Origin of the sequence: Nonomuraea antimicrobica (assembly GCF_039536965.1) — a bacterium.
GTDB classification, from domain to species: Bacteria; Actinomycetota; Actinomycetes; order Streptosporangiales; family Streptosporangiaceae; genus Nonomuraea; species Nonomuraea antimicrobica.
Map to the genome: position 1 here is coordinate 1 of NZ_BAAAZP010000226.1, position 12966 is coordinate 12966.

General features: G+C 71.7%; 12 protein-coding genes and 1 pseudogene. 3 read left to right on the forward strand and 10 right to left on the reverse strand.

Translation table 11 applies throughout. The features are described 5' to 3' along the window. A pseudogene (locus tag ABD844_RS48105) lies at positions 1 to 1025 on the reverse strand (hypothetical protein); the annotation flags it as partial. Positions 1026 to 1642: 617 nt separating this feature from the next. On the opposite strand from ABD844_RS48105, the gene ABD844_RS48110 reads away from it, so the two are divergent. Both ABD844_RS48110 and ABD844_RS48115 read left to right on the forward strand, forming a co-directional pair. After that, the gene (locus ABD844_RS48110) at positions 1643 to 2233 is read left to right on the forward strand and encodes an RNA polymerase sigma factor (protein ID WP_344895171.1); all 591 of its coding nucleotides are present in this window, start codon (positions 1643 to 1645) and stop codon (positions 2231 to 2233) included. After that, a complete protein-coding gene (locus ABD844_RS48115; RefSeq protein WP_344895174.1) occupies positions 2226 to 3209 on the forward strand; it encodes a CU044_5270 family protein in 984 nt (327 codons plus the stop codon). The genes ABD844_RS48110 and ABD844_RS48115 overlap by 8 nt, the downstream gene beginning before the upstream one ends. A gap of 196 nt (positions 3210 to 3405) precedes the next feature. On the opposite strand, the gene ABD844_RS48120 is transcribed toward ABD844_RS48115, so the two are convergent. After that, positions 3406 to 3891, reverse strand: coding sequence for a DUF6653 family protein (locus ABD844_RS48120; protein ID WP_344895177.1), 486 nt, complete (start codon positions 3889 to 3891; stop codon positions 3406 to 3408). Continuing rightward, positions 3888 to 4484 carry a TetR/AcrR family transcriptional regulator gene (locus ABD844_RS48125; RefSeq protein ID WP_344895180.1) on the reverse strand — a complete coding sequence of 199 codons (597 nt, stop codon included), beginning with the start codon at positions 4482 to 4484 and terminating at the stop codon, positions 3888 to 3890. The genes ABD844_RS48120 and ABD844_RS48125 overlap by 4 nt, the downstream gene beginning before the upstream one ends. A gap of 286 nt (positions 4485 to 4770) precedes the next feature. Between ABD844_RS48125 and ABD844_RS48130 the strand changes: the two genes are divergently transcribed. Further along, complete coding sequence (locus ABD844_RS48130; RefSeq protein WP_344895183.1) at positions 4771 to 5982, forward strand: acyltransferase family protein; 1212 nt, start codon at positions 4771 to 4773, stop codon at positions 5980 to 5982. Between the two features lie 29 nt (positions 5983 to 6011). Here the strand turns inward: ABD844_RS48130 and ABD844_RS48135 are convergent, their stop codons facing one another. The 7 genes from ABD844_RS48135 to ABD844_RS48165 all read right to left on the reverse strand — a co-directional run bounded on the left by ABD844_RS48135 (position 6012) and on the right by ABD844_RS48165 (position 12876). Further along, a complete protein-coding gene (locus tag ABD844_RS48135) occupies positions 6012 to 6890 on the reverse strand; it encodes a glycosyltransferase family 2 protein (RefSeq protein WP_344895186.1) in 879 nt (292 codons plus the stop codon). A gap of 202 nt (positions 6891 to 7092) precedes the next feature. Next, positions 7093 to 7269, reverse strand: coding sequence for a hypothetical protein (locus ABD844_RS48140; protein ID WP_344895189.1), 177 nt, complete (start codon positions 7267 to 7269; stop codon positions 7093 to 7095). Positions 7270 to 7466: 197 nt separating this feature from the next. Then, positions 7467 to 8582: a CU044_5270 family protein gene (locus tag ABD844_RS48145; protein ID WP_344895192.1), complete on the reverse strand. Its 1116-nt coding sequence runs from the start codon at positions 8580 to 8582 to the stop codon at positions 7467 to 7469. Between the two features lie 2 nt (positions 8583 to 8584). Further along, the gene (locus ABD844_RS48150) at positions 8585 to 9151 is read right to left on the reverse strand and encodes an RNA polymerase sigma factor (RefSeq protein ID WP_344895195.1); all 567 of its coding nucleotides are present in this window, start codon (positions 9149 to 9151) and stop codon (positions 8585 to 8587) included. A gap of 198 nt (positions 9152 to 9349) precedes the next feature. Further along, complete coding sequence (locus ABD844_RS48155) at positions 9350 to 10153, reverse strand: putative protein N(5)-glutamine methyltransferase (RefSeq protein WP_344895197.1); 804 nt, start codon at positions 10151 to 10153, stop codon at positions 9350 to 9352. A gap of 210 nt (positions 10154 to 10363) precedes the next feature. Then, complete coding sequence (locus ABD844_RS48160) at positions 10364 to 10726, reverse strand: DUF488 domain-containing protein (RefSeq protein WP_344895200.1); 363 nt, start codon at positions 10724 to 10726, stop codon at positions 10364 to 10366. A gap of 20 nt (positions 10727 to 10746) precedes the next feature. Beyond that, positions 10747 to 12876: a PP2C family protein-serine/threonine phosphatase gene (locus tag ABD844_RS48165; RefSeq protein ID WP_344895203.1), complete on the reverse strand. Its 2130-nt coding sequence runs from the start codon at positions 12874 to 12876 to the stop codon at positions 10747 to 10749. Between the last annotated feature and the right edge of the window lie 90 nt (positions 12877 to 12966).

Below are 12966 nucleotides of genomic sequence, written 5' to 3' on the forward strand. Positions count from 1 at the left end.
GACGAGTCGCCCAGGGACATGACGGCGTTGTCCTGGTCCCAGCACAGATCGCCGGTCTTCTTACCGTCGATCATGCACGATTTGTACTTGCGCTCGATGTAGCCGCCCGGGTTCAGCTCGAAGCCCTCACCGGCCCAGGACGCCTGGTTGTTGGTGGAGGCGGTGCGCCCGTCCACGCTCTGCGAGGAGTAGCCGAGTGACAGCTCGGGCTCGTCCCCGCCCAGCGACGGCGGGGTGCGCAGCTCGTAGCCCCAGGTGAAGTCGCCCGACTGGGTGCCCACACTCCAGTCGGACGAGGCCGCCAGAGAGGTGGCCGCGTGGTCGCCCGAGGGGCCGGAGGCCGCCGCGGTCAACGCGTACAGGCCGCTCGTCTCGACCTCGGCGGTCACCGTGCCCTTCGTCAGGTTGTTGTCGCTCTTCACCGGCTCCGGCTGGGCACAGCCGGCCGCGCCGGTGAGCGCGCACTCCTCCAGCTTCACCAGGCGCAGACGTGAGCCGTAGTCGCCGCCGGAGGCGTACCGGAAGCCGGAGTAATCGATCTCCAGCCGGGTCTTCTTGTCGGCCTTGGCCGCCGCGACGCCCTGCCCCGGCGACACCCGCATCGCCAGGCCGAGCAGATCGGAGTCGAGCAGTTCGACGCTGATCGGGGTCTCCGCCTGCGGCGCCGTGTCCGACTTGGCCGTGTCCGACTTGGCCGTGTCCGACTTGGCCGTGTCCGACTTGGCCGTGTCCGACTTGGCCGTGTCCGACTTGGCCGTGTCCGACTTGGCCGTTTCGGCCTTGGCCGGCTCCGGAGCCAGCTTCACCGGGAAACCGGCCGCCAGGGTGGAGACGGAGCCGCCCAGCTCCGCCTTCTGCGGCTTGGGCCAGCTCACGCTGGGGGGCGCCTTCCACGCCTTTGCCGTGGCGGGATCCGCCAGCGGCGGCTTGACGGGCACCTTCCCGCCCGTCACCGGCGTTTCGTTCTGCACGGCCGGCGCCGAGCGCGGGGCCGCGTAGGCGGGCATGGCGTACGCCATCTCCACCACGAGGACGATCGAGAGAACCGGGGCCAGCCTGCGTGGCCAGCGCGATTCCGGCTTGGCTCTTTCCGTCGCGTAACGATTCCACGACGTGTCCGGGCTGTCCGGCTCTTGTGGGGTTCGTTGAAGGCCGTTCCATCGGGAGTTGGGCAGGTCTAACTCACTCGGCAGGTCCATTAAGCTCCTCCAGGGGCTCATGGGGCGACTGGCTGAACGAGCTGTGCGGTGCTCAGCCTCCATCGGAGGCGCGAAGACCCGGCGGGTCTCGCTGTTCGAGGAGACGATCTCGACGGTGCGACCGGCTGTTCTCCGCCGCCGCGATGCGAGCGACGTCCGGTGCGCGATCCGCCGATTGGCCATCCTGGGCAGGGGTCACGCCCGGGACGACGGCACCCGGGCGTATCCGCGGTCATCGATCGATGATCGGATCGTCACCCCCGGGAAGCCGTTGGTCCAGACTTTTGCGCCTTCTGCTCAAAGTTTCTTTCAGGCGTACGTACGCCTCTGAAACTTTCTGCCCGCCGTAGCGGACGCCCGGTGCGGGCCTCGGGCCCCGAGAACTCGATTCCCGGCATCGGGTGAAAGAGGGGTGATCAGACCCACCCGAACGGAGCTCAAGCTTGATCACAGACAACGAGCCGGATGACGCGGAGGTGATCGACCGTGCCCTTCGCGACCCCTCCGCGTTCTCCGCGCTGTTCGATCGGCACGCCTCCGCTCTTCACCGCTACGTCGCCCGGCGACTGGGCGACTCCCTGGCCGACGATGTCGTGGCCGAGACGTTCATGGCGGCCTTTCGCAGGCTGAAACGCTACGACACCACTCACCGCGACGCCCGCCCGTGGCTCTACGGCATCGCCGCCAACCTCATCGGCAAGCACCGGCGTACCGAGGTCAGGGCATACCTGGCGTTGTCCAGGATCGGGACGGACGAGGTGGCGGAGAGTCACACCGACCGGGTGGAGGCCCGGGTGTCGGCCTCGTCCGCACACCGTGAGCTCGCGGGAGCGCTCGCGGTGCTGTCGCCCGAGGACCGAGAGGTGCTGCTGATGATCGCCTGGGCGGACCTCAGCTACGAGGAGGTGTCGCGGGCTCTCGGCATACCCATCGGCACCGTGCGATCACGGCTGCATCGTGCCCGGAGGAAGACCCGGGAAGCCCTGGGCGGAAGCGACCCGTCCGCCGTCGAAGAGGAGGCCGCTCGTGGATGACCTGGAACTGCTGCGTGAGCTGCGGGCGGACGTTCCCGCACCCAGCGCGGAACGGCTGCGCGTCGTGCGCGCCCGTGCGTTGCGGCGCCGGGCTCGCCTGCGTGCCGTCCCGTTCCTGCTGACGGCCGCGACGGTCACGGTGGCGGCGGTGCTCGTGGGGGCGGTGGCCATGACCGGAGCGGGATCCCCGCCGGCCGGGCCGACCGCGACCCTGCGGACGAAGACGGTGAGCGCGCAGGCCGTCCTCCAGCAGGCCGCCTGGGTGGTCCAGCGCCGCCGGCCGGCCGCTGCGCCCCGCCCGGAGCAGTGGATCTACCGCAAACGCGTCGTACGGCAACCCGGCGGCAGCGACAAGGTGGAGGAGTACTGGACCCGCTACGACGGCCTCCGGCAGGCCCACCGGCAGGGGCAAGGACCGATCGAGACGCGCACGTACACGCCGGATCCCGCGGACGACGACCTGACCCCGCAGGAGTTCGCGGCCAAGCTGGCGGCCCTGCCCACCGACCCGCGCAAGCTCCTGGCCCAGGTGAAGGCCGACCCGTTGTGGGCGGCCGAGCCGGAAGGCCGACCGGCCGAACCCGCGGACGTGCGTGCCTTCCGCGTGCTGTCGGTCTACCTGGACCAGGAGGTCCCCCTGCCGCCCGAGCTGCATGCGGCGATCTTTCGCGCGATGGCCGAGATCCCTGGCGTGCGGGTGGACGCGGGCGTGCGTGACGCGGCGGGCAGGGCAGGCATCGGCATCGCCTACGAGCCCGGCCCCGCCGCCTGTCCACGCTGCTACAACGGGCGTGGCCTGCTGATCGAGCGTTCCTACATCATCCTCGATCCCACGACCTACGCGTATCTGGGCAGACATGTCGTGCAATTTCAGGACTACATCGTTGACGGTGAGGTAGCCGTCCCCAGGGGAGCCGACTACCTCTCCGCCGAACTGGCGAGGGGCATCGTCGATCGGCCGGCGCTTCCCCGATAGCCTGGCGTCCCCCGAAAGGGCGGAACCTCCGGCCACCGTCGAAGCAGCTCATGCGGCGCTGACGCCGCATGGATACGGCTCTTGATGAGGCGGTGTCGCCTGAGACGGGACACCGCTCCATCGCGACCACCACGGCCGCCGGCACCCCGGCGGCCGCGGGTCGATCCGCGCCGACCGCCCGGACGACGCCCCCGAGCTAGTGCCGGGGTCCGGACGTGACCTGGTCGTAGAAGACGCCCAGCCGGTCGATCCGCCAGAGCTGGCCGTACACGATGAGGGTCGCGCCGAACACGGCCGGCCAGACCGCCAGGGCGATCAGCCCCCACGTCAGCAGGGCGGCCCCGGCCAGCGCGCCGAGGATCCAGATCCGCTGGACGACCGCGAACCCGGCGGGCATGCGCGAGCGGTCCCGCAACCACAGGCGCTCGCCGTAGATGCCCCGGGAGGACCAGGCGGCCGGCCTGTCGACGGGCGGGAAGGCGTGCGGGTTGGCCCACAACCACAGGACGACCAGCGCCAGCGGCACCAGCGCCCACCAGCCGATCCACGCGCGGCTCCAGATCGCCAGGATGGCGAGCGGGATGGCCGCGAACCGGGTCCAGACGCTCCACGGGTTGGCGTGCCGCTTCCACGCCTCCTCGCTCATCCCGGCCATCCGCGCGTACCTGTCCAGAACGCTCATGCGAGCATCCCCCTTGCCAGTGTCCTGATGGTGGCCTCGAGCACCTGCTCGTAGGCGGGGCCGAAGCGGTCGCGGGCGACGACGACGAGGCCCGCCGCGCGGATCACCCCGACAAGGGTCTCCGGCGGGATGTCCGCGACCAGCACCCCGGCGCGCTGTCCTGCGGCCAGGTAGTCGAGCAGCGGCGTGACGATCAGCGGGGTGACGCGAGCGATCTGCTCGGGGCCGACACGCCTGGTCACGGCCTCCAGCTCGTCCGGCCGGGTGAGAAGCCGCCGGTAGAGGGGGTCGCCGGTGAGCACGGCGGTGATGGCGTGCATGACGGCGACCAGGCTCTCCTCTCCGGGCGGATCAGCCAGGGCCGCCGTGACGCGGGCGGCCACGCGCGGGGCGCGGCCGAGCATGACCTCCAGGTAGAGCGACTCCTTGGAGTCGAAGAACGCGTAGAAGCTGCCCTTGGCGATGCCCGCCGGGGCGACGAGCTCCTCCAGCGAGGTCTTCTTCAGACCCTGCGTGGTGAACAGCTCCTCACCGGCGTCGAGCAGTACGCGAGCGATGCGCGCCCTCTCCTCGGCCGTGAACGCGACTGCCATGCTATGACTCCTTTAGTCATTCGGTCATAGCTAAGCCTACTACCCCACCGCGAAACCCGCCGCACCTCCCCGGCCGTGCTGGGAGCGCGACTGTAGAGCAGGTAGACCGTGCCGTACCGGCGGCCGCTGGTCGTCGAGACGGCCTTCGTCCCGCCGGAGACGCACCATGCCCGAAATTAGGGTCTAGCCGAATGGGGAGATGTAGGTCACTGTCCAGGGGTGACACCGTTACCTACGGTTACATCTCTGAAAATGGCGACTGCGGGTTGATCGCTAGAATTGCCGGATGCTCAGCGCCCCCGTACAGTGTCCGCCTCCCGGCAGGCGTGCGGCCTGGCTGGACGCTCTGCGCGGCCTCGCCGCCATGCTGGTGGTGCTCGAACACGCCTTCAAGTTCCTGTTACCCGAGGCGCGGCTGCCGGTCAAAGCGGTGTTCGAACCCGGCTGGTGCGGGGTGATGGTGTTCTTCCTGGTCAGCGGCTATATCGTGCCCGCTTCGCTGGAGCGGCGCGACAGCGTGCGAGCGTTCTGGATCTCCCGTGTCTTCCGGCTCTACCCGCTGCTCGGCGTGTGCGCGGCGGGCGTGGGGCTGCTCATGCTGGCGGGCTGGGACGGCTTGCACGTCTGGTGGAGCGATCGTCCGGTCTCCATGGTGGTCGGTCACGCGACGATGCTGCAGAACCTGCTGCACGTGCCGAACCTCGTCAATGTGCTGTGGACGCTGTCGTACGAGATGGCCTTCTATCTGCTGGTGACCGCGCTGTTCACGCTCGGCCTGCACCGTGGCAGCACGGCCACCGCTCTTGGCCTGGCCACGGCCGCCCTGCTGGGCGCGGGCGTGCTGCCCGCCGCGCTGCTCTCCACCGGTGGATCCGGCCGCATGCTGACGGTGGTGGTGGCCGTGACCGTACTGCTCGCGGCGGGTCTGCTCGCCGTGCTCAGGGGCGGGACGGCGGTCCGGCGGGCCGGTGCGCTGGTCATCGGGGTCACCGTGCTGGGACTGCTGGCGCTCAACCAGAGCTTTCCCGTGCCGGAGCAGGGGCTGCTCATCCTGGCCACGATGTTCGCCGGCACCGCGCTGTACCGGGCCCGGCAGGGCGAGATCTCCTGGAGACAGGGCGGCTGGGTGGTGCTGGTGCCGATCGTGGGGGTCTGGGTGGCGCGCGACCAGCCGGGCCTGCAGACGGCGATCGTCGTCGCCTGGGTCGCGTTCGCCGTCGGCATGGCGGCACAGGATCGCGAAGTGCCCCGGGTGCTGGCCTGGTTAGGGGTGATCAGCTACTCGATCTACCTGTTGCACCCGCTGTTGCTCGAAGGAGTCGAAAGGTTCTGGCCCGAACCGCTGGCCGTGCCGCTTGGCCCGCGGCTCGTGGCGCTGACCGGCGTGATCGGGCTGCTGCTCGGCCTGAGCGCGCTGACCTGGCGGTTCGTGGAGGCTCCCGGGCAGCGGCTGGGCAGGCGGCTCAGCTCGGCGCGTACCGGCTCCCGCTCCCCGTGAACGATCCCGGCAGGGCCCTCGGGCGCGGCTCAGCAGATGGGCGGCCGCCCCGCCAGGACCAGGCGGGCCACCGTCGACCAGCGCATCGGGGTCCGGGCACCGTATCCCCCGCCGAGCCCCTCCGCGAGCCCGGCCAGGCAGGCGCGCAGCGCCGCGGGTTCGCGAAAGCGCCACAGCGTCACCAGGGCCCAGGTGGCCAGGTTGAGCGGGACCAGCGGGGCGGGCAGGTTACGCAGGGCCAGCCAGACCCGGTTGCGGGCGTTGAGCCGGTAGAAGTCCGTGTGGCGGGCCGGGTTGGTGGCGGGGTGATGGACGATGACGTCGGGCGCGTAGTGGCCGATGAGCCCGCGGTCCCACAGCCGCCAGGCCAGGTCGACCCCCTCGTGGAAGAGGAAGAAGTGGCCGGGCCACCCGCCGACGGCCTCGAACGCCTCGCGCCGGACCATGACGACGCCCTCGGCCATGACGGTCACGGTGCCGGCCCGTCCGGGGTGCGAGACCCGCAGGCGCGGCACCCAGCGCCGCAGGGTGCGGCCGGTGACCGGGTCGGCGATCCGCGGCTGGACGAACGCCCTGCGCGGGTCGCTGGTGAGCTCCGTGGCGAGGCGGAGCAGGGCGTCGGGGTCGGGGAGCACGGCGTCGTCGTCGAAGAAGAAGATCAGATCACCTTCGACGTTGGCGGCGCCGACGTTGCGTCCCTCGGGGATGCCCAGATTTCTCGGCAGTTCGACGGTCCGTACGCCGCCGGGCACCTGGTCGGGTACGCAGCCGTTGCCGACGACCACCACGTCCAGGTCGACGCCCCGCTGCGCCAGCAGGGAGCGCATGGCGGCGGTGAACTCGGCAGGGCGGTCGTTCATGGTCAGGACCACGGCGCCGATCGTGGGGCGCGGGGTGCCAGTGCTCACCGTTCGTCCTTTGCTGCCTCAGGGCGTGCCGGGCCCGATGACGTCGCGCGTCGTGCCCCGCTCACCGTGCCCGCTCACCATGCCTGCTCACCGTGCCGCCATCTTGCGGTCACGCTACGGATGCCCCACCTTAACGGGCGGCGGTGATCGGCGGAGACCGACTTGGCCGCGCCTTTGCCAGGCCGATCCCCGTCCGGTCACATCAAGCACCCGCCGGCGGTCTTGAGGCTCGCAGCAGGGTCAGCGCCGCGGCGTACGTCACGCCATACCATGCGGGGAGCCATCCGCCGCCGATCACGGCGACGGCGAGGCTGACCGCCGAGACCACGGCGAGCAGCAGCGCGCCGACGGCCGGCTCCCGCGCGGCCTGCGCCGCCACCCCGGCCGCCCCGAGGACGCCCGAGGCGGCGAGGAGATCCGCCAGCAGCCACGCGTCGAGCAGTGCGGTCCGCGCCAGCAGGTCGAGCAGCGGCGGCGGGAGCCCCGGCGTCCAGATCCAGCCGAACCCACCGGCCAGGTTGGCGACCGTGGGCAGGGCCAGCAGCAGCGACGCCCCGGCCCACCGGCGCCCACCGTTCAGGGCTTGACCCCGGGGCGATCGGTGACCCCGATGTCCAGGCGGACGGCGAGCGTCATGATCGTTCCCTTCTTGATCGCGTAGGCGTGCCCCATGTTGACGATCTTCCGGCCCTCCTCCACACGGGTGCCAGGTCCCGGAGCGGTGTGGTCGGCACTGGCGATCGAACGCTCGCCCAGGTAGGTGTAGGTGGAGCGGTCGAGCAGCAACTCATGGCTCACCCAGCCGTCTTCGGTCCTGGACACCGCCACCGCCGGACGCCCGTCGACGTCGACCGCGTCCGGGTTCACCGTCACCCCGGGGATCCTGGCCAGAGCCCGGTAGACGGCCGCCTCCTGCGCCGGGGGTACGAGGTTCTGGGCGAGCAACGAGCCGAGCAGCCGGTAGGCCGAGTTGTGCCGGTCCTCGTCGGAGCGGGGTATGTCGCCGAGGTTCTCGTACATCCACGCCAGCAGCGCACCGGGATCCGTGGGGAGCGCCGCCACCGTGGCGTAGTCCAGGGGAGGCATGCCTCCGCCGGTGGGCGAGCGCACCAGTTCGCCGTCCTCGAACACGGCCACCTCCTTGCCGTCCGCCCGGGTCCACGACCGGCCCACGCGGCTCTCCAGCGGCGTTCCCGGCGTCTGCACCTCGCCCTGGGTGGGCTGCGGCACGCCCTGTACGCGCCTCTCGATGTAGATCCACTGGTCAGGCCGGGGGGCGGTGAACGCGCGGTTCCCCGCGACCTCGGCGGCCCGGCCGAGCAGCGCCTGCGCGTTGGCGGCCGGCAGCGCCAGGCCGGGCACGACCGACCGCGGCTCCTCGTCCCCCGCCGGGCCGATCACCAGCGCGACCCCCGAGATCGCGGCGGCGAGCACGCCGACGGCGACGACCCGCCGGCCCGCTCCGGACAGGCGGAAACGACCGGCCGACCGGGGCTCTCCGGGCAGGCCGGAGCGAGCGAGCCACCGGGGCGCTCCGGGCAGGCGGACACGACCGGGCCGCCGGGGTGCCGTCGTGTCGGCACGGCGGAGGAGCGCGTCCCTGGCGGCGGTGTAGGCATCGGACGACGGCGGGGCGGGCTGTGGCCACGCCTGGCGCAGCGCCTCCAGATCGGCCTGCGAGTGGTCACCCATGATCAACGCTCCTTCCTGACGGGCGCCGTGGCCAGCACAGCGCGGATCTTCGTACGGGCCCGGTGCAGCCGCGAGCGGACCGTGCCCGCCGGGACGCCGAGCGCCCTGCCGACCTCGTCGGAGGTCAGCTCGGCCCAGGCGACCAGCAGCAGCACGTCCCGGTCCCCCGCCGGCAACCCGGCCAGCGCCGCCGCCAGCGGGCCGCGCGCGGCCAGGGCGTCGAGCGCGTCCGCGACCCGCCCGGAGTGGTCCTCGCCGACCTCGTTCGCGGCCGTCCTGGCCAGCGCCCGGTACTGGCGGATCTCGGTCCGGTGGTGGCGGGAGATCAGGTTCGAGGCGATCCCGTACAGCCAGGGCCGGGCGTCCGAGCGGGACAGGTCGTACGTGTCGCGCCGGTCGAACGCGATCAGGAACGTCTCGGCGGCGATGTCATCGGCAAGCGGCCGCGACAGCCGCCGCTCGGCGTAGCCGTGAATCGCCGAGAAGTGGCGGTGGAACAGCGCGGCGAAGCTCTCCGGCTGGTGTAAGGAGTGCTCGATCAGCTCGGAGTCGGTCGTCTCTTGCGTCATCTGGGTCATGCCACGGCTCTCGCCGTCGTTCTGGGTGTCATCGGCCGCCTCTCCATGTGCGAGTCGTCGCCCCTTGTTCACCGATCGCCGTGAGAGTGTTCGCGCCTGCCCGTTCGACGATCGCGAGACGGCCCGCTCGAACAGCGCGGCCTCACCCGCGAGGAGCGTGGTGAGCCGTTACGGCCGCGCCGAAGATCGTCAGCGGGCCGGGGCGGGGGCGGTGCCGATGACGGCGGTGGCGTCCAGTTCGTCGCAGGTGGCCACCCTGACGGTCAGGCCGGCGGCGGACACCGCTTCCGCCGTCGCCGCCGCCTGGCGTTCGCTCGTCTCCACCAGCAGGTGTCCGCCGGAGGCCAGCCAGCCGGGCGCCCCGGCGATCAGCCGGCGGACGACGTCGAGCCCGTCGTGGCCGCCGTCCAGGGCCATCAGCGGCTCGTGCAGCCGCGCCTCGGCGGGCAGCAGCGGGACCGACTCCGACGGCACGTACGGCGGGCTGGCGATCAGGATGTCCACCCGGCGGCGCAGGGCGCGGGGCAGGGGCTCGTACAGGTCGCCCTCGTACACGCGGGCGCCGGGCAGGTTGCGCCGGGCGCAGCGTACGGCGGCGGGGGCGAGGTCGGCGGCGTGCAGTTCGATCCGCTCCAGCCCGGCCGCGACGGCCGCGCCCATCGCGCCCGTGCCGCAGCACATGTCCAGGACCACCGGTGTGCCCCTGACCGGGCGGGCCAGGGTGATCGCCTGGTCGATGAGGAACTCCGTACGGGGGCGGGGCACGAACACCCCCGGCTCCACGGACACCCGCAGCCCGCAGAACTCGGCCCAGCCCAGGACGTGTTCCAGGGGCTCCCCCGCGACGCGACGCGCCACCATGACGTCCAGGTCGCCGGGCGTGGCGGCGCTGGAGACGAGCAGCGCGGCCTCGTCCTCGGCGAAGACGCAACCGGCGGTGCGCAGGCGGGTGACGATGGACGAGGTTTGAACGGGTGATGGGAAAACCGGCATTGAGCAGCCTTTCGGGGAGACCGAACGGGCGCTCCCCCGCGGTCGCCTAGACCCGGCGGGCCGCGCGGCCGTGGGAGGAGAGCACCCGGCCTGACAGAGCGGTAATGGGTCTCACCTCCCGTGGACGATCACTTCCGAGACCGTCACAGTATCAGAGCGCTTCTCATGTCCCTCGCCCCACCTCGCCTTTTCCCGCTCACCGCCGGCCGTTCAGGTTCGCAGGAGGTCGGCGAGCACCGCGGCGGCGCTGATCTCGGTGTCCTTGGTGGCGGTGAGCAGGGTCAGCCTCCCGGAACCGGCCAGCTCGCGCAGGTGCGCCACGGCGTCGGCGTGTTCGGGGTCGGCCAGCTCGCCCCGGTAGCGGCGGGCGAACTCGGAGAAGCGGTCGGGGTCGTGCTGGTACCAGGTACGCAGCTCCGTGGAGGGAGCGACCTCCTTGCACCATTCGTCCAGGTGCAGCGCGGACTTGCTCATCCCCCGGGGCCACAGCCGGTCCACCAGCACCCTGGTGCCGCCGTCCGTGTCCCGCTCCTCGTACACCCGGCGCACCCGGATCCCGTCCGTGCCTGCCATCCGTGGTCCTCCCTCGTTCCTCATCCAGGGTGGTTGACCCGATGTTCCAGCACGAGCAGGGCGATGTCGTCGGCGCGTTGCGTGGTGTGCGGCGCGTGGCTGAGCAGGGTGTCGACGAGCTGGGGCGGCGCCTGGCCTGCCGCGTCGGTGAGGTGCTCGGCCAGTTCGGCGATGGCCTGGTCGAGGTCGGCTTCGGGTGTTTCCACGAGTCCGTCCGTGTACAGGGTCAACAGGGCACCCGGCGGGAACGGGACTTCGAGCGTCTGATAGTGGGCGTCGGCGTCCACACCCAGTGGTAGCCCGGCGGGCACGTCGATGATCTCCCCCCGGCCGCCGGGCGGGCGCAGCAGGGGCGGCGGGTGTCCGGCGCTGGCCGCGCGCAGCGTACGCAGCCGCAGGTCGACGTGGACGAGCAGGCAACTGGTGAACAGGTCGGTCTCGGTCTCGATGAGCAGCCGGTTGGTGTAGGTGAGCACCTCGTCGGGACCGGAGCCGGCGGCGGCGTGGGCGCGGATGGCCGTACGCACCTGGCCCATGAGGGCGGCGGCGGTGATGTTGTGGCCCTGGACGTCGCCGATGACCGCCATGGCCAGGGTGTCACTGAGGCGGATGAGGTCGTAGAAGTCGCCGCCGACGCCCACGCCCCGGGTCGCGGGCAGGTAGCGGGCCGCCGCCGCCAGACCGGGCAGGTCGGGGAGCCTGCGCGGCAGCAGCGTCTCCTGGAGGCTGTGCGCGAGCCGTTCCTTGGCGTCGTAGAGCATGGCGCGGTCGAGGGCCTGGGCGATCAGGCCGGTCAGGGTGACCAGGCTGGCGCGCTCCTCGCCGGTGAGCGAGCGGGGTTTGTCGAAGGCGAGCACGCACACCCCGACCCGGCCCTCCGAGCCGCCCAGCGGCAGGAAGGCCCAGGCGGACATCTGGTCGTGCTTGGCGGCGTACGGATACAGCTCGTGCATCTCGCCGCGGTTGGCGAAATACGCCGGCTCCCCGGTGCGCAGGACGTGCTCGGAGGGGGTGGACTGGGTCAGGGGCACGCCGTCGAACCGGTCGAGCACCTCGCGGTCGTACCCACGGGAGCCGACGATCTTCAGCTTGCCGCCCTCGGCGACCACCACCGCCATCGCCTGCACCTCGAAGGCGGGCATGACGTGCTCGGCGAACAGGTCGATGATCTCCCGTACCTTGAGCGCCCGGGTCAGGGCCGCCGCGAACGGGACGAAGTCATAGAAGACATCGCTTCTCGACAGGCCACGGGCGCGTGCCTGCGGGTGCGCCTGCAGCGCCCGGTCCAGCGGGACGAGGTTCATGCGCAGGCTGAGCCCGTGGTCGTCCGGGTAGAGCTGGGCCTCCAGGTCGCGGCCGTCGGCCCAGTGCGCTGTACAGGACACGATCTCCTGGCTGACCAGCGCGTTCCTGCAGCGGTCCTCGAACATCGGGTCGTGCAGCCAGTCGGCGGCCTCCCACAGCGAGGTGCCCAGCAGGCCGGCCACGTCGCCGCCGAGCAGGCCGGCCGCCACCTCGTTGACGAAGGTGATGCGGCCCTCCAGGTCGAAGGCGAGGCAGCCCTCGTCGAGGCGGTCGACGTAGTCGAAGGCGTCGGCCGCGTACACGGGATCCGGCTCCCGCCGCCGTCGCCGGATGAGGACGCGCGGCTCGCCGGAGGGCCGGAACGGGTGCCCCGCCTCGTCCGCGCGGGCCAGCACCTCGGCGATCCTCTCGCAGCCCTGGGAGATGACGTCCCGCTCGTCCGCGCCGAGTTCGGCGGGGTGCGTGGGCGGCCAGAGCAGGACCCACGCGCCCCACACGTGGGCCCCGCTCCGGACGGGGACCGCGGCCGTGGCGAAGCGGTACGGCAGCGCGAGCGCCGTCGCGGGGAAGCTGGAGACCATCTCCTCCCGGTTCGGCACCCAGACCAGCCGGCCATCGCGGACGGAGGCGGGGGCCGGGGCGGCGGCGTCCAGCCTGAGCCTGAGCCAGGGGTCCACGAGCCGTCGCGGCAGCCCGGTCACGGCGTCCAGGAGCAGCACCTGACCGGCGTCCGCCATCAGGTACAAGGCGCTGGAGATGGCTCCCGCCGCCCGGACGGCCGTGTCGAACACGTCGTCCAGCTCGGAGACACACCGTTGAGCGGTCCAGTCGTCCTGGCCTGACATGGCTCAGCAGGCTCCGCTCCGCGGCGAGGTGGACAGCCCTCCCGATGAACCAGTCATATCGCCCACGATAGGCGTCTTCGGGCGAAGGGA